Genomic DNA, 20,000 nt, shown 5'->3' on the forward strand with positions numbered 1-20,000 from the left:
GCACAACCTCCGCTTCACGCAGCTTGCCAATAATCTCTTCCGGGCGATGCTTCTTGCTCGGCATTCATAATCTCCTTCGTAATCCAAAATATCATCAATTTTGGACCACTCAGAAGGGGGCAGATCAATGCCCAGGCTTACGCCCGCTCCGACGTTGGCCGGCCCGGCCACGCCCGCGGAACCATAGATGCCGAGCGACACGCGCTTTCCAAGGGCGGTATTGACGCCGCCGAAAAGACGCTGATCATCTTGCGAGAGATCGTCGGCGCTTTCCGAGTAGCTGTAGCCGACATGCGCGGATGCCGATCCGCCGAGGCGAAGCGCCGCGCCCGCCTGGCCCGAGATCGTATCGTGCAGTTCGAAATTTTCGGGGTCGCCCATCCTCGTGAAATTGATCCCCGCGAACGGCGTGACGGCCCCCGCGGTGGTCGAAACATCGGCTCCGATCCAATAATCGGCTTTTCCCGTTCCCAGCCCCTTTTTCACCGACGCCGTCGGCAGTTTTGCCCCTGCGTTGAGTGATGCATTGACCGCCGGGATGCCCAGATCATATGCGACCCCCAACCTGGCGTCGCCGAAGCCGGCACGGCTGCGAACCTCTGCCGGCCGCGACGGATCGACGAGAATCGGAAGTCCCAGCGGACCGCTCGGTGCCACCACATTGCCGGGTCCCGAAACCCGGACATAGGGCAATTGCGCGCTGATGCGCAGCCGGCCGGTCGTCAACCTTCCGGTTATCGGCATCGTCAGCTTCTCTACCTCCGCGTCGCCATCGAGTTCGAACCGCTGATATTCGACGGCCGAAAGCATCTCGGCACGGGCCGCTGACTCCGGTCGGACGAGCCGGGGCGCCTCTTCGCCGGTCTGAGCTTTCAGCGATGAAGGCAGAACAAGGAGCAGCAGGACATAAGCGGTGGCGTAACGCAAGACGGTCTCCGGTCGGTAATGGCTTCTGGTCGTAAAACGTCCGCGCGTGCCGATTTAATCCATGGCGGCAAGAAAGGGCGCCGGCCTTTGCGTTTCCGCCTTTGGTCGCTGGCCTCACGAGCTCGGAATCGGCCCTGCCGGCCTGTCTTGAACGCGCGCCCCGACGCCCCCATTGCCCCGTCGACAACGATCAGTTCGGCTCCAGCACAGCCGCCATAAACATCCCGAAGAACGTCGGCCAGCGCGCGACTCCTTCCCGGATTTCAATTGGGGTACTCATGCAAGGCTTTCCCGCCCCCACATGCGTGTCCGAGCCTGTCCGCTTGGCTCCCTACGGATGAAATCGCATCGCCGATCGGGCCCGGTTTTCCCCATACGGGCGACTATCGCTAATGGCCGAAAAGCGGTCAGGACAGGAACCTTCGCCCGCAGGATGCGTCCTACGCGATATCTTTCAGAGGAGGTTCCAATGGCTGATGAAATCCACACGACCCGCGAACCCGACGGCACAACACATACCACCACGATCGTCGATCGCGATCCGAAACGCGTTGGTGGGACTGGGATGACGCTCCTCGTCCTTGCCGCACTGGCCATAGCCGCATTTGTCGCGTTTCAATTCCTCGGCAACGAGAGGGCCGAAACAGGCGCCGTCACCGAGGCGGCGCAGAAGGTCGGGGATGCTGCTCAGAATGTTGGCGATGCGGCCCAGGAAGCCGTCAAATAGCGGCAGCTCCATGCGCTACGGCAGGCGGAAGTTTCACGTTTTGTTGAGCGGAACTTTCAGACCCCAAAACGATTGAACGAGAAGCCTTGGCTTCCGTGTCACGACCCCCGGGAGAAAGGGCTAACGGCTCCGGTCAGGCGATGGATCTATCGCCTTTCTGATGCCTTCAGGCCGCAACCGCCTGAAGGTGGATGGAGCTTTCTCCTGGGTTGCCATTCAGGGGAACGAAAAGGCCTCGCCCTCCGCGGGGCCTTTTTGCTGTGCTCCATATTTCACGCGCGCCACCAGTGGACGATATTGTTGCTCCATCTGCTACCGCACAAAAGCAAAAGGGGGCGACTAAAACCGAATGGCTATGCGCTGCCTTGGGGAACAAGCGAAATCTTGCTTCGGCGGATCGATCGGGAACGCGCTACGTTTTTTCTGACCATTGTTTTTCCAAGAATTATCACCATATCCATGTTGCTAACGTCGCATGCGACGGAATTTTTACGCCATCAGCGCCGATCTTCCCTTCTCACGCCACCAGCCCCGTCCGCGCTTTTGCTGACGGGTTTCGTTTTCGTGAAAGGAAACATCCCATGCCAATCGGCACCGTAAAATTCTTCAACTCCGACAAGGGCTATGGCTTCATTGCAAATGAAGATGGCTCGGGCGACAGCTTCGTCCACGCCACCGCCGTAGAACGCGCCGGAATGGCGTCGCTCGACAAGGACCAGCGTCTTTCCTACGACCTTGAAAAGGGTCGCGATGGCAAGATTTCGGCGGTCAACCTCCAGTCGGCCTGATCGCGCATAAGGCTTCTCTATTCGCGTCATCAAACCGATCGACCGTAGAGTTTAGCCTATGCAAATGTGACGGTTGCGCCGTTGCTTCTGCTGGCCGGATCGCCTTCGGCGTCCGGCCAGTCGTTCATTACACGATCCAAAACCATGCTGGCGCGTTGTCGTCCTGCCCGCGGCTCCCGCCGTTGCGGCAGAGCGCAACGCATCGGCCGCTACGAAGTTAAAAATATGCTACAGAATTTATCTCTATTCCCCGCGCTGTCGGGGCTTTCGCTCGCCGGTAAGGCGATCACCTTATCCCCGGCCAGACGACGCTCGCCGACGCTTTCGCGTCGTCAGCTCCGCCAGCTCATCGCCGACATGATCGGCTGATCGGCAGGAGAGTGCAGCCATGAAGTATCGGTATTAACGCTGCTCATTGCCTTGGATTCGCCCGGAAAGCGGATGGCATGCAGGTCGCTTAGACATTCTGCTACCTGTGACCAAAATTCGGCTTCCCGATATTCGCCCGCCGCCATCAGTTTCTGAACTTGCTGCGCAATGATGTCGGGACCTGAGTCCCCGTACCGGCGCTCCGCAGCGAGCGCCTGACTCCAAAGGTCATGGTCAGCCTGCATTCCCATCTGTGCGACTCCGATTATATTTGGGTGGATCATAACACCGGAACCGCGAGCGTCAAAAAATGCGTTTTCTGGAGGATTCGATCGTACCCCAGCCTGAAAGTTCATAATTGGCCGTTTTCGAACCGATAGATTCGGGAAAATTCGCGCCGCAGTCGATAAAGACCCATGCTTGCAATTGCGCCGTACATCGGGATAGGGGCCGCTATTCGCAATGGACCCGGTGCAACTCCGGGTGGCTATTCCGGCCGCCGATCCGCCGGACAACATCGCACATGCAAATCGAGAGCGTCCTTCCGGACGCCATGTGTCTTGATGTGAGCTTTTCATGTTCAACGGACTTTCCGCTTACCGCCAGCAATGGTTCGCCGGCGCCGCGACCGCACGCGCCGATATTCTCGCAGGGATAGTTGTCGCACTCGCCCTTATCCCCGAGGCGATCGGATTTTCGATCATTGCGGGCGTCGATCCGCGCGTGGGTCTCTACGCCTCGATCGCGATTGCGATCGTCATCTCCTTCACCGGTGGACGGCCCGGAATGATCTCGGCGGCGACTGCCGCGGTCGCTGTGCTCGTCATTCCGCTCGTCCGCGATCATGGTGTCGAATATCTTTTCGCCGCGACGATCCTGATGGGCCTCATCCAGATCATCGCCGGCCTGCTGCGGCTCGACCTCGTCATGCAATTCGTGTCGCGCTCGGTAATCACGGGGTTCGTCAACGCGCTCGCGATCCTCATCTTCATGGCGCAGCTCCCGCAGCTCATTAACGTGACCTGGGAAGCCTATGCGATGATCGCGGGCGGGCTTGCCATCATCTATCTGCTGCCGCGTCTCACCAAAGCGGTGCCATCGCCGCTCGTGGCAATCCTCGTCCTGTCGGTCATCAGCATCTGGTTCGGCCTGCCGGTGAACACCGTCGGCGATATGGGCAAGCTGCCCGAAGGATTGCCGAGCATCGTCCTGCCGAACGTCCCGCTCACCTTGGAGACGCTGCAGATCATCCTTCCCTATTCGCTGACGATGGCCGCGGTGGGCTTGCTTGAATCACTGCTCACCGCACAAATCGTCGATGACATGACGCACACCGACAGCGACAAGCGCCGCGAGTGCGCGGGGCAAGGTAGCGCCAACATCGCCGCCGCCTTGGTCGGCGGCATGGGCGGCTGCGCGATGATCGGCCAGTCGGTCATCAACGTGACCTCGGGTGGCCGCACGCGGCTTTCGACCTTCACCGCGGGGGCGACGCTGCTCATCCTGCTCGCCGTGCTCGGACCCTATGTCGGCCGCATGCCGATGCCCGCGCTCGTTGCGGTCATGATCATGGTGTCGATCGGGACCTTTAGCTGGAATTCGATCGCCAACCTGCGCCGCCATCCGCCGACCTCGTCGATCGTTATGGTGACGACCGTGGTCGTCGTCGTGGCGACGCACGACCTGTCACTCGGCGTCCTCGCCGGCGTATTGTTATCGGGTATCTTCTTCGCCGCGAAGGTCCAGCGGATGTTCGAAGTACGCCGCGACATTACCGAAGACGGCATACGGGCAACCTATTTCGTGACGGGGCAGATATTCTTCGCCTCGGTCGAGCGCTTCACCCGCAGCTTCCTCGCGGACGAAACCGCCGCTAACATTCTCATCGACGTTTCAGCGGCGCATTTCTGGGACATTTCGGGCGTCGGTGCGCTCGACAAGGTCATTGCGCGCCTGCACCGCAAGGGCCACTCGGTCGAGGTCGTCGGCTACAACCGGGCAAGCGCCGACATCGTCGATAAGTTTGCGCTGCACGACAAGACCGGTTTCGAACTCGGCGCGGTTCCGCACTAACGCCTGGCAGGGAATGATCGACGACAGGCCGTCGGTTCTGATCGCTGATCGGAAGCGGCGGACCGTTCGGCGCCGAGGGAAGCTGACTCGCTAGTTAGCGGCCTGGGCGCGAGTAGCCGGGAGAGGGCTTCCTTCGGTCATGCCGAGCGGGTGGGCGGGTCGGCAGTGGCCCGGCCGGTCGCCGCCTCCGACCAGACCGGAAGATTCTGTGCCCATTTTCGTAGCCAGGCTGGTACGCGCTCGGCGCTGATCGCGCGGCTGAAAAGATAGCCTTGCGCGATATCGCAGCCCAGGCTGCGCAGCTGGACTAGCTGATTATCGTTTTCTACTCCCTCCGCGACCGTGACGATGTTCATACGATGCGCAATGTCGATCACGCCGTGAACGATTGCGAAATCGGCGCTGTCCGCGCTGTCGAGGCGTGAAATGAACGATCTGTCGATCTTCAGCACATCGACCGGAAACTGCTGCAGATGCGTCAATGAAGCATAGCCCGTCCCGAAGTCGTCAAGCGCGATCGACACGCCCTCGGCTACCAGCGCTCGCAAAGCCCGCTCAACATTGAGCGCGAGATGATCGACGAAGACGCTTTCCGTCACCTCAAGCTCAAGCAAAGTCGGTGGCAGGCCAGCCCGCTTAAATTTTTCGAGAATGCGATCCGCGAAGTCGTCACGCCTGAAGTCCGCAAGCGCGCCGTTGATCGCGATGCGACCGAAGGCAACCCCCTTATCGCCAAACTCCACAATGTCAGCGAGTACGCGATCGATCATCCGGTCGGTCAGCTCGCTCGCCAGCAGGCTGTCATCGAAGGCGGCCTGGATGCTGTCGGGGGGCTGAAGACCGCGCCGATGATGGTGCCAGCGCAGCAAAGCTTCGAAACCGATGACGTCGCCGCTGCGAAGGTCGATCTTTGCCTGATAGAAGGGGATGATCCGATCGTCGCGGAGAGCCTCGCGCGCCTCGCGCAGCATAGACCTGCGGCTCTCTGCGGCCTCACGCTGTCGATAGGCGTGCAATCCGGGACCCCACCGTTCTTTCAAACAGGTTGCTGAGAATGTGTCCTTTTTTGCTCGCCTGAGGGGTCCCGATGGCCGCCGATCCCAGTACTGCGTCAACTGTCGTTCTGGCACAATTTCAGTGTGATAGCTCAAATTAGCCGGGGTCCGGCTTTGGGTGCCGATTCACAGCCGAGGTTATGCTGAGCTTGCCCGATCGCGAGCATAGGTCGGCCGCTCACCTTGGCCGCAATTCACTGGGTCAGGTGCCGGTCCTTGAACTGGACGATGGCACGACGATCTCCGAAACGATCGCGATATGCCGATATCTCGACGAACTGCACCCTGATCCGCCACTATTTGGAGACAATGCGAAGCAAAGGGCGATGGTCGATATGTGGACGCGCCGGATTGATATCCAGATCGGGGAGCCCACGAAGATGTTCTGGCGCCACGCGCATCCGGCTACCGCCGCGCTGATCGAACAGCACAAAGTTTTTGGCGAATCCAACCGAACGGTGCTGGCGCGCGCCATGCAGTGGCTCGATACCGATTTAACGGATGACCGGTCGTTCCTGACCGGCGACAAGTTCACGATTGCCGATATCGCCGCCGTTACGGTCATCGATTTCGCAGCGCTAATCGGGCTCGATCCTGTGGCGGGGAACCCGGCTGTAGAAGCTTGGCATGCCCGCGTATCCTCGCGGCCAAGCGTGTCGAGTGAGCCATTCAACTAGCGGAACAAGTCCTCCCGGCCTCCTTCCGAATATTGAACGTCGCCTCTTCCAGGCCTCTACCTCTGCAAACGAAACTGGCGCCTTCTTGAAGCCGGGCCGGAAGCATCTCTGTCGTTCGCTTTCAGATTGAGGTCGAGGGCGGCCCAAGAAGAACCTCACGTTGGACAGTAATTGGCCGGTAGGAGACTGACCGCTTCTTGGCACCGAACCGGGTATAGCGGACCTTGCCAATGTGACGAACGTCAAAGAGTGCGGCGGCCGCAGCATCTGGGAGATCGCCATTTTGCAACTTCGAGGACTCGGGCTTAGAAACTGGCGTTCGTCGACAACTTCACGGTGATCTTTACCACCCACTCTCGGCGGCAGCCGACATGATACAGGCAGTCGCAAACAGAGATTGCTGAAATTTAGCCTGCCGTTCGCCAAAGAAAGCAACTTGCAAATTGATCGTGGCTGTCTGTTTTGCGGCGTCGACCGGGGTGCCACCCGAGCCGAAGCAAGTCCATTTCTGGATGCCAACTCCCGCCCCTTGCACGACGATGATCACAGCTGCCCCTCCACGTGCGGTGAGGATGGCCCGAATGCAGGCCTCGCTATTCGAGGCTGCGCATGCCCGCACCTTACTGCGATCAGTCCCCGGGGCAGCCCGCTCGAACGCGCCGGAGTAGGCCGCCAGCGTAACATAGGCTTCAGCAAGGCCTTCTTCGCCAAGGTCAGCGGAGTAGGCAATCACATCGATCCGCGGCGGCGGCGGTGCCGCGAAGGCCGGTGTGACCATTAGCATCGAAGGGAAGAAGAGCGCAAGCAATGAGCGGCTGACGATGGGCAATGACTTCTCCCGATAAAATTCCGGCGGCTTTGGCGTCGCCAGCGTCCGTCAATGGAATTCCGCGACTTACGGTCCGGCGTTTTGCTTAGCGGCTACCCGCCATATTTCCAAATTGCTTCGCTACGACGTGTCGGTTAGCCCGGAGCCGGGAGAAATGCCTATGCGAGCCTGGCCAATCTTGGTTTCAATATGTCTGATCAGCATGCCAGCACAGGCGGCAGAAAAAACGACCTATGGGTGGTGCGAACGGCGCGAACCGACGGACATATATCGCATGTCAGGGCTCATGCAAAAATCGCCGAGCACGTCCACGGTCGACATCGAGAACGCTTTTCGCGCTTCTCTTGGAACCGAAGAGAGCGTCACCTGCTGGTTCTATTATTCCAGCCCCAGCGAAGGCGAAGACTATTTCAACCGGCGGCAGTACGTGATCACGACCGAGGAGAAGCGCCAGTTCACAGTAACAGGATGGACCGGTCCCTATGCGATCACCGGCAAGCCGGCGCCTAAACCCGCCGGAGCCGCTCTGACGGTAGAAGCGGCCCCTGTCGCACAGCCTGATGCAGAAGCGGCAGCGCGGGCCGCAATAATCGCGCAGCGCCGCGAAGTGGATGCTCGCGTCGGTGCGGCAGCCCGTGCCGCGCAAGCAGATGCTGAATATCAAGCAAAGCTCAGCAAGTTTTTCGAGGAACTGCGCCGCCGAGGACGCGCCCAATGAAGGCCTTTCTGGCTGCGGCCAGCCTTTTTGCGATCCCGATAGCCGGTGCGCAGGTGCCTACGGGTAGCGCGCAGACGTTCCCCGATCTGCGCGAGACGACGCCACCGGAACCATCGCCACCGCGCGGATCGCCCCCCCGCATCATTCCCGGCACGCTGGTGAAGATGTCGGGGGGCGACGCCAATCTGCGGCAGTTTGTGGCGCTGGCCGGAAGCGAGATCACAATCACACTGCGTGGCACAGGCCTCATCGCTGCAGTCCTTTATGACGCCGAAGGCACTGCCCTTGCCGCGCGGGAGGCGACGACCGTCGCGCGCATTCGGCAAAAACTGCCCAAAGACGGAGTCTATTATCTCGCGCCCATTGCTCCGCCGGGTTCACAACTCGAGTTGTCGCTGGATTTGGCACTTCCCCCGCCGCCGCCAGAACCGGACTGGATGCGCAGAATCACGAAGCTCCCGACGATCGCGACCGATTACGGACCGGCATTCCCAATCGCTCCCGGGCAATTAATCTCGGGCAATTTTGCACAGGCGGCTGTGTCCCGGTTCGACCCAGCGCGGGCGGCCGTCCTCTACCGCTTCGAAGGGCGATTGGCGCAGCGCGTGAAGGTAGCGGTGCGTTCTTCCGATGCCCACAGCCTAGTCTGGATAGCGCGCGGCCCGAGCGATCCGAAAATGCTCCGTTCGAGTGACGCCCAGTATAAAGGCGACGTGGGTTATGACAGCGTGCTCGATCGATACCTGCCGGCCGACGGAACATATTTCATAATCGTTCAAGCCTATGCCGACGGACCGAAAGGTCAGCGCGACCTATCTGCCCCAGGGCCGTCCGCCGGCGAATTCACTATCGAGATGCAGCTGAAGTGAGAATCTCACATCGAAGCCGATCACGATCGCCTAAGCCGCAGTGCTTACCGATGCTGGCCGGAAGCGGACGGACCGATTTTAGTCCGGAATCTGGAGAAGCAGACATCCGGACCAAAAACGCTGCGAAGCAAGAGCTTAGGACGCAGGTACGCGGCTCTCGATAGCGGACTCGATCAGCCCCTGCATTTCCTGCTCCAACTCCGTGCCCTTGCGGTCGCCGCCGGTCGAAATCTCGGCGGCAATCAGACCATAATAGCCGGTCTCGCGGTCGATCCAGCCAACCCAGCCATAAGCGCCCGGCGATGAATTGATCTTCGACGTCGCGCAGGCCGACGGCGTATCGCATTCGACGAAAGATCCGAGCGCATATTCCCAGTTCGCTGCACCACCCGGGACGAAAACGCGCGGCAGGCCAGTTGTGCGCGGCTGGGTGAATCCCGTCATGTCGGTGATGAAGGTGCCGCCGAGCAAAGCGCGGAGCAACTTGGCATAGTCTCGGGCCGTCGAATAGGCGCCGCCTGCGACCCAAGGGTTAGTCGGCGCGCTGCCTGACGGATCATACCATGTCGTGCTGGTCATTCCGAGCGGCGTCGTCACATGCTGGGCGAAGAGTTCATGAAAACTCCGCTCGCGCGCGGGTGTCGTTCCGGGCTGGATGCTGACGTCCTTCGCCTCGAGATAAGCGGCGGCCACCTGAATGCCGTGCGGACCATAGCTATATTGCGCCCCCGGCGCATTGCCGGGCCGCAGGATGTCGTACCGCAGGTCGTGGATACTCTTCGCGCAATTATAGATCGTCATCGCGGGCAAAAGCTGGCAACCGCCGACGAGCGGGCTGGCGTTGAAGCCCGAGGTCATAGACAGCGCATGCTTCAGCTTGACGTCCTTCTTGGTCCCGATCGTCGTCCAGAACGCAAGCGGCGGGCGCATCGAGTCCTCCAGCGTGACGATGCCGGCCTGCGCCATCCGCATCGCCAGCGTGCCAGCGAACCATTTCGACGCCGACGCCAGCGGCGTCACCCGGTCGATCCCGAAACTGCCCTTTTCATAGGCGAACAGATAGTCCGGATCGGTTGCATTGCCGACGATGATATAGGCGTTGGCGACCTCGCTGTCGGCATCGATTGCCGCCTGCAAGGCTGTCCAGTCATAAGTATAGCCGCCGACGGTCGCCGTCAGGCTCGCCGGGGCTACCGGCGCTGAGACTAATGCAGTAGACTTCGCAGCGACCGCCGCGGTCGGCGGCAACTGAACCATAGGGCGGGCATCGTCCGCCTCGCCGCCCATCAAGCCACCTTGCGCAAAGGCACCCGCGCCAATTACCGCCACGCCTGCGGCAAGCCAGGCCCATGTCTTTCCTGTCACCATATCGTCTCTCCCGTCTTCTTCGTTGCACGCTTCGAAAGGAGGCACCGCACAAAGGCGCGGTGGAATGCGGCGTGATCGCCGCCTGATCAGAACGAGATTCGTCCTTCAACGCCGATCACCCGCGGCTGACTGTATCGATTGATCGTCGGCGCCTGCGCGACATAATAGGTCTTGTCGAACAGGTTGTTCGCAAAGGCGCTGATACTGATCTTCCCGAACTCGACCCCGACGCGCAGATTGACGAGCACATAATCGTCAAGGTCGACCGAGGTCGCGGTCAGTTCCTGCTTCCCGCCCCATTGGCCGCTGACAAGGATGTTGCCGGTCAACGAAACATCCTTCACGACCGGATAGCGCAGGTTGAGATTGGCGGAAGCAAGCCAGTCCGGCACCTGCGCCAGGTCCAGCCCGTCGTATCGCCCGCTCTTCACCTTCCCGCCCTGCCGCGATCCGCTCAGCGCCAGGCGCCCATTGCCAGTGCCAAGGTCGAAGCCTTGGCTATACTCGGCCTCGACACCCCAGCTCTTCGCATCGCCGGCGTTGGTAAGATAGCTGACCGCCGCAACCGGACAGGTCGGGTTGGTGAGCGCACAGCCGTCATCAACCTGCGCAATCAAATCCTCGAGTTCGGTATAATAGCCCGCAACGGCGAAATAGCCGCGACGCATCGGACTACCCTTGAAGCCGACCTCATAACTGGTGCTGTTTTCGTTGCCGAACAGCACTTGCACCGGACTTGGCGCGCGTGGATCGGACAGACGCGTGTTGAAGCCGCCGGCGCGATAGCTGCTCCCGACCTTGGCATAAGCGAGGAGATCACGCGTCAGCTTGTACGACAGCGTGGCATTATACGACAGATTGTCGGCGGCAATGCTATCATCGATGATCCGCGAAGGCCCGCCGGTTTCGAGCCCGGTGCCCAGATCATAAAGCCGCGCGGTGATGCTGCGGCTATCGTGCGTATAACGCAGTTCGCCAGTGATATTCAGGCTGTCGGTCAGGTCGAAACCGAGCGACCCATAAGCAGCGTAGCTTTCGAAATGCAGCCGTGCAGGCGCGATATTGCCCGGCGATACATTGGCAAGCGTCGGCGTCCGCGTCGTCGTTACCGAGAAATCGCTATCGAGGAGCAGCATCTCCGCGCCCACTAACCAGGTCAACCGGTCGCCCGATCCGCTGACATGGATGTCCTGCGAGAAATTGTCGGTGGTATCGACCACATATGAGGCGCTGCTCGGGTCGAGCGGGGTCAGCGGGCCGACTTCGCCCGCAGCGCGGGCACGCGCCAGTTCGGCGGGACTGACCGCATCATTGTCGAGATCATATTCGCTGTGGCGTTTGCGGAACGATGTCGTCGAGGTCAGATTCGCTGCGCCAAGGTCGACCCGCAAGATCGCCTGCAACCCGTCGACATCCTGCGATGCGCGCGGCGCGGTGCTCCATGGATAACGGAAACGGTCCTGGATATAGCCGCCGGGAAAACCCGGCGTACCAGCCGGAATGAAGATCTGATAATGGATCGACGGCGTCGTCAACCGCTGCGTCTCGGCCATGATGATCGCATCGACCGGGCCGCGCTTCAGGCGGATCTGCCCACGCAAGCCATGGCCCTTTTGCCGGTCGAAATAGACATCATTGTCGGGATTGTAGAAGAACCCCTTGTCCTGTTCGATCAGGTCGCCGCTGATCCGCGCCGCAATGCCGTCGCCCAGCGGCACATTGACCGCACCCTGCAATTGCAGGCTGTTCGTCTCGAAGCCGTATCTTACGCTGCCCCAGCCCGACAGGTCGAATTCGGGTTCGGCCGAGATGATGTTGATCGCGCCGCCGACCGCGTTGCGGCCATAAAGCGCGCCCTGCGTGCCGCGCAGCACCTCCACCCGGCCGATATCGAGCATGTCGAGACGCGTGTAGTTGCGCCCGCCGACCGGCCCGCCCGCGATATAGGCACCGTTGCGATAGAGGCCGACACTCGGGTCGCCATTGGTCGCGCGCGCGGTCGACGAGGCCCGGATCGATATCTCGGACGTGATCGACGAGTTGAGGTTGTTGAAGCGCACGCTTGGCTGATCGGCCAGCAGTTCGCCGCTGCCGGTCGCCCCGCCACGATCATTAAGCGCAGCTATGTCGATCACCGACGCCGCAGTCGGCACATCGGACAACCGTTCTTCGCGCCGCCGCGCTGTCACGACGATCGCACCGTCATCGCCCGCTTCCTCCGCCGCACCAGCCGCGAGAGCCTCGGGAGCCTCGGGAGCCTCGGGAGCCTGATCCTGAGCGGAAGCAGGCGCCGCAGTGAACACCCAGAGCGCGGCCGTGCCGAAAAGAAGCTGCGCCTTGCGTCCCATAAGTCTCTCCCATGTGTTTATTGCGATTATTATCGATAATTTTGTGCAAATGAACGCGCGAGTCAAGCCGGAAACATCGCCGCAGCGGCGACGCCAGTCAGCGGTGGGCGGGAATGATCGCGGTCAGGAAGTCGCGAACCGCTTGTGCCGTAGCGGCAAGCGGTTCAGGCGCGACGACAGAAAGATCATCGGTCGGCGCATGATGATGGCGGTGCGCGCCGAAGATTCCAGCGTGGTACGGATAGCCCGCCTTGACCACTTCAGAGAGTTCGCCTGCCACACCCTCGCTCGAAGGGTAAGCCATCTCAAGCCCAGGCAGCCCTTTGAAAATCGCCCGCGCGCGATCAACGAAAGCCGTCGAAGTCATTAGGAAGCGGAACGGGTCAGCGCTCGGCAGCGGCAGCAGCCGCCCCGGCATTTCCTGATAATCACGCGTCGCGACATTCGCGCCAAGGTGCAACCAGAGATCGGTTTCGGCGGGCGGCGGCCCGACCTTTTCGACGATATGACTCGCACCCAGATTCTCATATTCATGCCCACTGTTGCAGACGAAGAGCAGGCTGTGATCGGCAAAAGCGTGCGGCATCCACTCGGCCAGCGCCAGCCAGATCGCGAGCCCCGGGCCGCGTTCGCCCGCACAATCTGTCCAGCCCGAACGCGGCGTGGATACGACCACCCAACGGCGCCCGTCGCGCACGCGCCGCGCCACAACATTCTCTGCGGCCCGCAAACCGCCCTTACCGTCCAGCACCAGCGTCGCCGACAGGCCGCGCCGCGCCGCCTCGATGACGGGCGACGCCAGCCGGGGCGCCAGCAATGCGAGCGGCCTGTCCGACAATGGCGCATCGGCCGGCGCATTGAGAAGCAGTGCCTCGCCGGTCGGCCCCGTCGTCACCAGGATCACCGCAGCCGCCCCCCGCGTCAGCGCGTCGGTCAATGGATCGCACACCGCCCGGTCGAGCAGGCTCGACCAGCGACGATAGGGCAAGCGCACCACCGCAATCGCTCCATCCAAGTTATCGCTCACATCGGCAAGCCGCAGCGGTGCGTCAATCCCGCCGGGCCCTGTTGGAACCGCCAGTGGCTGCGCCACCAGAGGAATTTTCCGGTCGTCGAGCCTCAATTCGCTTGTCGCCGCCTCGAACCAGGGCGCGTCGAACGACTGGCGCTCAACTGCAAAACCGGCATCAGACAGTCGCCGCGCGGTCCAGTCGGCAATCCAGCGGTCTCCGATCCCGCCCGACTGCTTGCTACCTGCTTCAGCATAGGTCTTCACATCGGCGAACAGCCGCTCGGACGCGAATGGGTCGCTGCCCCCAGCAGCGGCGGCGGACGCTGCCTCCAGCATGATCGGCGCGGAGATTCCCGCCTTGAGCAGGCTCCGCCGGTCGGTCCATACGCCCGTCACGACGTACGCGCCCGGCGGCGGCCGGATTTTGCGGTGCTCCGCCGCGCCTTATATTCCGCCATCGCCTCAGCAAAATTCTGCTGTGATGTCGCGATCAGGTCCCGCGCCACGCGATCGGCGTCGTCAGGCTCACGCGCAACGATGTGCCGGCAAAGCTGTTCGTAAAGCACCGCCGAGCGGCGGCCCACCTCGCCCTCACCATGCGCCGCGATAAACTCGTCGGTGTAGACATTGTGCTGCCAGCGCGCGAGCAGCGCCAGACGGTCGAGCAGCTCCAGCGCCATCGGGGCGTTCGAGCGCTTGGCGATGAAGCGCCCGATCCGGTTGGAGACCCGCAAATGCTCGGCAGAGTTGGACGTCCGCTCGGTCACATCCTTATATTCGATCAGCCGGTGCATCAGTTCGCGCCCGTCGCGGTCGCTCATCGCTGTGCAGGCCAGGCGGCAGACGACGCCGAACAGCGCCTTCCACAACTCATAGATTTCATCGGCGCCATGATCGTCGACGTCGATCGCATAAGCGCCGCGCCAAGGCACGACCTTGACCAGTCCGATGCTGGCGAGATGACGAAAAGCCTCACGAACAGGAGCATGACTTACATCGAAACGCGCCGCGATCTCGCGTTCGCGCAGCCAGGTTCCGGGCGGGATGCGCCATTCCACGATGTCGTCGATCAACAGGCGCGCGATCACGCGGTCCTGCGTCGGCGCGCTGTCGTCTTCGGTCTTCGTCGCGGCCATTGTTCTCCGTTCGGGCTATTGCTCGCGCCACCATCCTAATCGGACGGCCCACACGCGCAAATGATGATTGCAAACGACATTATTATCGATAATATTTACAAAGACAAGCAATGGAAATGGAGCCGGACTTGAAACGCATTGCCCCCCTTCTTCTCCTTCTCGCCGGCTGCGCCACCATCCCCGCCGCACAGGCCAAGCCCTCTCCTCTGCCCGGCTGCGCCGAAGCGCTCGTCTATTCGTCAGCTCATAACGGAGTCGCGCTGCTGGTGCTGGAGGACGGGAAGATTCGCTGCCGTTCGGCCGACACCTCAACGCCGCAGGAGCTTTGGTCGGGGACCAAAAGCCTTGTCGGTTTGATGGCGGCGGCGGCGGTTCAGGACGGCCTGCTCACGCTCGACGAGCGCGCGGCGGATACGCTCACCGAATGGCGGGACGATCCACAAAGGGCGGCGATCACGATCCGCCAACTGCTCACGATGACGGGGGGACAGGCCTCGACCGTCGGCAGGCCGCTGGGCTATCTCGATTCTGCCAGGGCACCGCTGACCGCCGCGCCGGGGGCGAAATTCCAATATGGCCCAGCGCCGATGCAAATCATCGGCGAAATTATGCGCCGTAAGCTCACCGTCGCCGGTCTCGACCCCAATCCCCGCACCTATATCGAGCACCGGATCCTCACCCCGATAGGCGTCAAGATCGGAAGCTGGCGGAACGGCCCCGACGGCGCACCGCTGATGCCACAAGGCCTTGTGCTCGCGGCGGATGAATGGGCCCGGATCGGCGAGTTCGTTCGCAGCGGGGGCACCCTCAATGGAACGCCGCTCATCGATCCGGCGACCCTTGTCGAGTTGTTCAGGGGCAGCGACGCCAACCCGGCCTATGGCCTGACCTGGTGGCTACCGCGAGCAAGTGCCGCTGGCGACCCCGTCACGCGCTCCACCGACATCGTCGAGCACGCCGACAAGCTCCCCGCCGACCTCGTGGTCGCGGCGGGCGCGGGCGATCAGCGTCTGTATGTCATCCCCTCGCGGCGCCTGACGATCGTCCGGCAGGCAAAGCTCGATATCGCAGCACTCGCCGCCGGCAAGGCGAGTGGCTGGTCCGATGCCCATTTCCTGTCATTCTTCCTGTCGCCAACCAGCCAATAAAAGGGCTCTTGGCCGATTGCGGTCGGTCGGCTTTCAGGTTCAGATCGAAAGAAGCAGCCGTTCGCTGTGAAGAGCTAAGCGTTCATCAGTCGGCTTGCCGAAGCGAAATCGAGACGCCATCAGAATTGTCGAACAGGGAGAGATCGCCCCGGACGTGCCCAAGGACGACGATGCCCGGCGCAGGCACATGTCCCGCTCGGTAGTAGATCACAAAATCCCGGTCGCCCCATAACCCCAGCGTGCCGACCGAAAATTCGGTCTGCCGGCCGCCACCGGGCAGCGCCGACGGGAGGACGCCCGTCTTCTCCTGGCGAAGATGATCGCGCATCTGTATTTTCAGCGGCAGCATCGCTGCGAGCGCCCGCGCCGCCTCGTTATCCGCCAATTTGGCACTCAGTTGAGTCCTATCGGATGCAATCAGTATCTCCATCGGATGCATGCCGATCCCTTTCTCAGTTGCAGTGATTGGCGAACCCATTTGCGTGGCGGATTCCCTGTGGACGTCACCTCCAGGTTCGACACTCGAACTGCTCGACGCTGCAGGAGGGCTGCAAGCGCTTAGCGTCAAGGCGCCAATCGCTATCGCCGCTCGGCGCATCACTGGGGCCCGTTCGCATAGTGATCGTCATGCACATGCTCCATCCATTCGACGGGTGAGCCATTATCGGCTTCCTGTACGGCGATGTGGGCCATCGAACTGGTCGGAGTTGCACCATGCCAATGGCGCACGTCAGGCGCACACCATATGACATCGCCGGCATGGATGGCCTCAATCGGACCGCCTTCGACCTGGGTCCACCCGCTCCCTTCCAGAACCACGAGACGCTGCCCCAGCGGGTGCTTGTGCCACGCGGTGCGGGCGCCCGGCTCGAAGCGCACCAAGGCCGCACCAACCTGCGACTGCCCTTTCGGGTTGAACAGCGGGGTGATGGTGACGGGGCCCGTGAACCATGCGTCTGGCCCGCGGGCGGGCGGTCGTGCCGCGCTCCGACTGACTTCCATCCCCGCACCATCGGCGGCAGCGCTACGCACATCGGTCGCCTCGCTTAGCGCGGGCGAGCCTCGTTGGGGCTCCGGCGTGCACGCCAGCAATGGAAGGGTACAGGCAATTACCGTCAGGAGTTTCATCCTTTGCCTCCAGCCAGGTGCTGCTCGAAAAAGGTCGTGAACTTGTCGAACGGGATCACATTGGCCTGCTGCCGGTTTGATGGACGCCGAGATAAGTTCATTCAGGCTACCCCAGCTTCACGTTCGAAGTCGATGGGACTGAGGTAACCCAGGGTCGAGTGACGCCGGGTCGGGTTGTAGAAGCATTCGATATAATCGAACACGTCGGCCTTCGCCTGCGCCCTCGTGCGGTAGATTTTCTTCCCGATCCGCTCGGTCTTGAGCGAGGAGAAGAAGCTCTCCATGGCGGCATTATCCCATACATTGCCGGACCGGCTCATCGAGCAGGTAACCCCATTATCGGCCATCAGCCGCTGGAACTGCTCGCTGGTATATTGGCTTCCCTGATCCGAGTGATGCAGCAGCGCGTCGGGTTTGCCACGCCGCCAGATCGCCATGATCAGCGCATCGGTGACGAGCTGGGCTGTCATGGTGGCGCTCATCGACCATCCGACTACCCGGCGCGAGAACAGGTCGATCACCGCAGCAACGTAGAGCCATCCTTCGGCCGTCCAGATATAGGTGAAGTCTGCGACCCACTTCTGGTTCGGCCTGTCTGCCGTGAACTGGCGATCCAGCACATTGCCGGCGATGACCGACCGCTCGCCATGATCCTTGGGAAGCCCGCGTCGCCGCGGCCTTGCTCGCAGACCCTGCGCCCGCATCAGTCGTTCGATCCGGTGCAAGCCGCAGGATACCCCGTCGGCCAGCAGATCGTGCCAGACACGGCGCGCACCATAGGTGCGATAACTTCCTACATGGCTGGCACGGACCTTGGCACCGATCACCTCGTCGTCGCGGGCACGCTGCGACGGCGGGCGGATCAGCCAGGCATGGAAACCGCTTCGCGAGACACCGAGCGCCCCGCACATCCATGCCACCGGCCAGATCCCTCGGTGCTTCGCGATGAACTGGAACTTCATATCGAGTCCCTCGCGAAGTAGGCGGCGGCTTTTTTTAGGATGTCGCGTTCCGCCTTCAGCTTGGCCAGCTCGCGCCGCAGGCGATCGATCTCCATCTGCTCCGGCTTCATCTGACCGTGACCGGGAAAGGCATGACCCGGATCGGCGGCAAGCTCCCGGACCCATTTACGCAGCACGTTCGCATGCACATCCAGATCGCGCGACGCCTGGGCGATCGTCACCCCGCGTTCGCGGACCATCCTCACCGCCTCAAGCTTGAACTCGCGGCTGAACTTCCTTCTTTGCATTGTGGACCTCCGATAGGTGGAAACACCCTATCTCGGTGTCCACCAAACCGGCAGCAGGCCAGTCAGCCAAAGCCATCGACGCCATCATCGCAAACGACAACAACACACCCAGAAAATGCCTCGGCTTCAAAACCCCAGCCGAAACCTTCCGCACGTTGCACTTCAAATGTGAATCCACAGGGGTCATCATCTGTCGGTGATGCACCCGCATCCTCGTAGCTGCGGGGATAATATCCATGGTCATTGCGAGAACGGCAGGAAGAATGTCAGCCGAAGCCGTGCGCGCACTGCATTGGAAGTGCCAGAATCGATAGAGTTCCGTTGATGCAGCGCTCCATGGTGGTAGCGCGCTGATACCGTTGGGCCGAGCCTGCGGATGGATCGGATGCAGGTGGATCGGCCGCAGGAAGGCCCCCTGCGGCGGGTGGCGGAGGGGGCGTATGTTGATGTGCTGAGGTTGGGTGTGATTGGTTGCGGGAGTAGGATTTGAACCTACGACCTTCAGGTTATGAGCCTGACGAGCTACCGGGCTGCTCCATCCCGCGCCACCAATATGCGGATCGATGGGTTGATGTTCAACCGGCCTGATCCGTAAAACAGCAAAAGGCCGGCATTTCTGCCGGCCTTTTAACTTTGTGAATGGGTTTTTCTGATTTCGTACCGCACGTCGGCCACAATGCCTGGCGACGTCCTACTCTTCCGTTGCTTAAGCAGCAGTACCATCGGCGCTGTCAGGTTTCACGTCCGAGTTCGAGATGGGATCGGGTGGGTCACTGACGCCATGGTCACCAAGCAATGAGGCCGGCGTGGGTCAAAATCGGGTTTCAATCGATGTCCGTGCAATATTTGTCTGACTACAATCATCCACTTCGCGGACGTTCCTGAGGCTTTTGGCCATTCAGGATTGTCGTTGATGGTGGGACTCTTAAGTGCGAATAGAGCAATTAGTATCGGTTAGCTCCACACATTGCTGCGCTTCTACATCCGATCTATCAACGTGGTGGTCTTCCACGGCTCTAAGAAATCTTATCTTGAGGGAGGCTTCCCGCTTAGATGCTTTCAGCGGTTATCCCGTCCATACATAGCTACCCTGCTGCGCGGCTGGCGCCACGACAGGTACACCAGAGGTATGTTCAACCCGGTCCTCTCGTACTAGGGTCAACTCCTCTCAAATTTCGACGCCCACGGCAGATAGGGACCAAACTGTCTCACGACGTTCTGAACCCAGCTCACGTACCACTTTAATTGGCGAACAGCCAAACCCTTGGGACCTGCTCCAGCCCCAGGATGTGATGAGCCGACATCGAGGTGCCAAACGATTCCGTCGATATGAGCTCTTGGGAATCATCAGCCTGTTATCCCCGGCGTACCTTTTATCCGTTGAGCGATGGCCCTTCCACTCGGGACCACCGGATCACTATGACCGACTTTCGTCTCTGCTCGACTCGTCAGTCTCGCAGTCAGGCAGGCTTATGCCATTGCACTCTTGCAGACGGTTTCCAACCGTCCTGAGCCTACCATCGCGCGCCTCCGTTACTCTTTAGGAGGCGACCGCCCCAGTCAAACTACCCGCCACAGA

The 20,000-nt window shown here is 61.2% G+C and carries 19 protein-coding genes, 1 tRNA gene, 2 rRNA genes, 1 pseudogene and 1 other annotated feature (1 of these 24 running past the window's edge); of the genes and pseudogenes, 9 read left to right on the top strand and 14 right to left on the bottom strand.

Going from position 1 to position 20,000, the window contains the following annotated elements; genetic code table 11:
* Positions 1–927: hypothetical protein (locus tag CDQ91_RS14125; RefSeq protein ID WP_088473384.1), on the bottom strand; the 927-nt coding region annotated here is incomplete at its 3' end.
* 469 nt (positions 928–1,396) lie between these two features.
* On the opposite strand from CDQ91_RS14125, the gene CDQ91_RS14130 reads away from it, so the two are divergent.
* The 3 genes from CDQ91_RS14130 (at position 1,397) to CDQ91_RS22055 (ending at position 2,811) form a co-directional block, all read left to right on the top strand.
* Positions 1,397–1,654, top strand: coding sequence for a hypothetical protein (locus CDQ91_RS14130; RefSeq protein ID WP_088473385.1), 258 nt, complete (start codon positions 1,397–1,399; stop codon positions 1,652–1,654).
* Between the two features lie 581 nt (positions 1,655–2,235).
* On the top strand, positions 2,236–2,442 hold the full coding sequence (locus tag CDQ91_RS14135) for a cold-shock protein (RefSeq protein ID WP_088473386.1): 207 nt from the start codon (positions 2,236–2,238) through the stop codon (positions 2,440–2,442).
* Between the two features lie 66 nt (positions 2,443–2,508).
* Positions 2,509–2,811 carry a hypothetical protein gene (locus CDQ91_RS22055; protein ID WP_158213686.1) on the top strand — a complete coding sequence of 101 codons (303 nt, stop codon included), beginning with the start codon at positions 2,509–2,511 and terminating at the stop codon, positions 2,809–2,811.
* On the opposite strand, the gene CDQ91_RS14140 is transcribed toward CDQ91_RS22055, so the two are convergent.
* Positions 2,775–3,062: a DUF6961 family protein gene (locus CDQ91_RS14140; protein ID WP_144036778.1), complete on the bottom strand. Its 288-nt coding sequence runs from the start codon at positions 3,060–3,062 to the stop codon at positions 2,775–2,777. The two genes, CDQ91_RS22055 and CDQ91_RS14140, sit on opposite strands and share 37 nt — an antisense overlap.
* Before the next feature lie 210 nt (positions 3,063–3,272).
* Positions 3,273–3,328: a sequence feature (sul1 is cis-regulatory element that is thought to sense ions involved in sulfur or methionine metabolism; They are found in Alphaproteobacteria), on the top strand.
* 59 nt (positions 3,329–3,387) lie between these two features.
* Here CDQ91_RS14140 and CDQ91_RS14145 point away from each other — a divergent pair.
* On the top strand, positions 3,388–4,884 hold the full coding sequence (locus CDQ91_RS14145) for a SulP family inorganic anion transporter (protein WP_088473388.1): 1,497 nt from the start codon (positions 3,388–3,390) through the stop codon (positions 4,882–4,884).
* Positions 4,885–5,021: 137 nt separating this feature from the next.
* Here CDQ91_RS14145 and CDQ91_RS14150 read toward each other — a convergent pair whose 3' ends face one another.
* Positions 5,022–5,855: an EAL domain-containing protein gene (locus CDQ91_RS14150; RefSeq protein ID WP_088473389.1), complete on the bottom strand. Its 834-nt coding sequence runs from the start codon at positions 5,853–5,855 to the stop codon at positions 5,022–5,024.
* Positions 5,856–6,076: 221 nt separating this feature from the next.
* Here CDQ91_RS14150 and CDQ91_RS21970 point away from each other — a divergent pair.
* Positions 6,077–6,223, top strand: a pseudogene (locus CDQ91_RS21970) (glutathione S-transferase N-terminal domain-containing protein); the annotation flags it as partial.
* Positions 6,218–6,616 carry a glutathione binding-like protein gene (locus CDQ91_RS14155; protein WP_336579981.1) on the top strand — a complete coding sequence of 133 codons (399 nt, stop codon included), beginning with the start codon at positions 6,218–6,220 and terminating at the stop codon, positions 6,614–6,616. The pseudogene CDQ91_RS21970 and the gene CDQ91_RS14155, both read left to right, overlap by 6 nt.
* Before the next feature lie 343 nt (positions 6,617–6,959).
* Here CDQ91_RS14155 and CDQ91_RS14160 read toward each other — a convergent pair whose 3' ends face one another.
* On the bottom strand, positions 6,960–7,445 hold the full coding sequence (locus tag CDQ91_RS14160; protein WP_088473391.1) for a hypothetical protein: 486 nt from the start codon (positions 7,443–7,445) through the stop codon (positions 6,960–6,962).
* Between the two features lie 274 nt (positions 7,446–7,719).
* On the opposite strand from CDQ91_RS14160, the gene CDQ91_RS14165 reads away from it, so the two are divergent.
* Both CDQ91_RS14165 and CDQ91_RS14170 read left to right on the top strand, forming a co-directional pair.
* Positions 7,720–8,163: a hypothetical protein gene (locus CDQ91_RS14165; RefSeq protein WP_144036780.1), complete on the top strand. Its 444-nt coding sequence runs from the start codon at positions 7,720–7,722 to the stop codon at positions 8,161–8,163.
* On the top strand, positions 8,160–9,032 hold the full coding sequence (locus CDQ91_RS14170) for a hypothetical protein (protein ID WP_088473393.1): 873 nt from the start codon (positions 8,160–8,162) through the stop codon (positions 9,030–9,032). Before CDQ91_RS14165 ends, CDQ91_RS14170 begins: the two co-directional genes overlap by 4 nt.
* Before the next feature lie 135 nt (positions 9,033–9,167).
* Here CDQ91_RS14170 and CDQ91_RS14175 read toward each other — a convergent pair whose 3' ends face one another.
* From CDQ91_RS14175 to CDQ91_RS14190, 4 genes are all read right to left on the bottom strand, one after another.
* Positions 9,168–10,400 (bottom strand): serine hydrolase domain-containing protein, encoded by a 1,233-nt coding sequence (locus CDQ91_RS14175; RefSeq protein WP_088473394.1) that lies wholly within the window; start codon positions 10,398–10,400, stop codon positions 9,168–9,170.
* A gap of 86 nt (positions 10,401–10,486) precedes the next feature.
* Entirely contained in the window at positions 10,487–12,748 is a 2,262-nt protein-coding gene (locus CDQ91_RS14180; protein ID WP_088473395.1) for a TonB-dependent receptor, read from the bottom strand.
* A 97-nt stretch (positions 12,749–12,845) separates the two neighbouring features.
* Entirely contained in the window at positions 12,846–14,156 is a 1,311-nt protein-coding gene (locus CDQ91_RS14185; RefSeq protein ID WP_088473396.1) for a protease-associated domain-containing protein, read from the bottom strand.
* Positions 14,153–14,896: a GntR family transcriptional regulator gene (locus CDQ91_RS14190; protein WP_088473397.1), complete on the bottom strand. Its 744-nt coding sequence runs from the start codon at positions 14,894–14,896 to the stop codon at positions 14,153–14,155. Before CDQ91_RS14190 ends, CDQ91_RS14185 begins: the two co-directional genes overlap by 4 nt.
* A gap of 128 nt (positions 14,897–15,024) precedes the next feature.
* Here CDQ91_RS14190 and CDQ91_RS14195 point away from each other — a divergent pair, with 128 nt between their 5' ends.
* Entirely contained in the window at positions 15,025–16,044 is a 1,020-nt protein-coding gene (locus CDQ91_RS14195) for a serine hydrolase domain-containing protein (protein ID WP_158213687.1), read from the top strand.
* Positions 16,045–16,129: 85 nt separating this feature from the next.
* Here the strand turns inward: CDQ91_RS14195 and CDQ91_RS14200 are convergent, their stop codons facing one another.
* From CDQ91_RS14200 to CDQ91_RS14225, 6 genes are all read right to left on the bottom strand, one after another.
* Positions 16,130–16,522, bottom strand: a complete 393-nt coding sequence (locus tag CDQ91_RS14200; protein WP_144036781.1) for a cyclophilin-like fold protein — start codon at positions 16,520–16,522, stop codon at positions 16,130–16,132.
* Between the two features lie 119 nt (positions 16,523–16,641).
* A complete protein-coding gene (locus tag CDQ91_RS14205) occupies positions 16,642–17,076 on the bottom strand; it encodes a (R)-mandelonitrile lyase (protein WP_237245989.1) in 435 nt (144 codons plus the stop codon).
* 197 nt (positions 17,077–17,273) lie between these two features.
* Positions 17,274–18,421, bottom strand: a protein-coding gene (locus CDQ91_RS14210) for an IS3 family transposase (RefSeq protein ID WP_088473103.1) whose coding sequence is annotated in 2 segments (ribosomal slippage) — positions 17,274–18,163 and positions 18,163–18,421 — 1,149 coding nt in all. Because the reading frame shifts where the segments join, the coding sequence is not laid out codon by codon here.
* Positions 18,422–18,889: 468 nt separating this feature from the next.
* A tRNA-Met gene (locus CDQ91_RS14215) sits at positions 18,890–18,966 on the bottom strand.
* A gap of 133 nt (positions 18,967–19,099) precedes the next feature.
* Positions 19,100–19,214 (bottom strand): 5S ribosomal RNA (gene rrf, locus CDQ91_RS14220).
* 132 nt (positions 19,215–19,346) lie between these two features.
* Positions 19,347–20,000 (bottom strand): 23S ribosomal RNA (locus CDQ91_RS14225) (it continues 2,141 nt past the right edge of the window).

It is taken from the genome of Sphingopyxis witflariensis (assembly GCF_002205635.1).
In the GTDB taxonomy this organism is placed as follows: domain Bacteria; phylum Pseudomonadota; class Alphaproteobacteria; order Sphingomonadales; family Sphingomonadaceae; genus Sphingopyxis; species Sphingopyxis witflariensis.

Excerpts from the sequence above, each read along its gene's own strand:
- CDQ91_RS14130 (WP_088473385.1), top strand. The coding sequence starts at position 1,397 with ATGGCTGATGAAATCCACACGACCCGCGAACCCGACGGCACAACACAT.
- CDQ91_RS14135 (WP_088473386.1), top strand. The coding sequence starts at position 2,236 with ATGCCAATCGGCACCGTAAAATTCTTCAACTCCGACAAGGGCTATGGC.
- CDQ91_RS14140 (WP_144036778.1), bottom strand. The coding sequence starts at position 3,062 with ATGGGAATGCAGGCTGACCATGACCTTTGGAGTCAGGCGCTCGCTGCG.
- CDQ91_RS14145 (WP_088473388.1), top strand. The coding sequence starts at position 3,388 with ATGTTCAACGGACTTTCCGCTTACCGCCAGCAATGGTTCGCCGGCGCC.
- CDQ91_RS14150 (WP_088473389.1), bottom strand. The coding sequence starts at position 5,855 with ATGCTGCGCGAGGCGCGCGAGGCTCTCCGCGACGATCGGATCATCCCC.
- CDQ91_RS14165 (WP_144036780.1), top strand. The coding sequence starts at position 7,720 with ATGTCAGGGCTCATGCAAAAATCGCCGAGCACGTCCACGGTCGACATC.
- CDQ91_RS14170 (WP_088473393.1), top strand. The coding sequence starts at position 8,160 with ATGAAGGCCTTTCTGGCTGCGGCCAGCCTTTTTGCGATCCCGATAGCC.
- CDQ91_RS14175 (WP_088473394.1), bottom strand. The coding sequence starts at position 10,400 with ATGGTGACAGGAAAGACATGGGCCTGGCTTGCCGCAGGCGTGGCGGTA.
- CDQ91_RS14180 (WP_088473395.1), bottom strand. The coding sequence starts at position 12,748 with ATGGGACGCAAGGCGCAGCTTCTTTTCGGCACGGCCGCGCTCTGGGTG.
- CDQ91_RS14190 (WP_088473397.1), bottom strand. The coding sequence starts at position 14,896 with ATGGCCGCGACGAAGACCGAAGACGACAGCGCGCCGACGCAGGACCGC.
- CDQ91_RS14200 (WP_144036781.1), bottom strand. The coding sequence starts at position 16,522 with ATGGGTTCGCCAATCACTGCAACTGAGAAAGGGATCGGCATGCATCCG.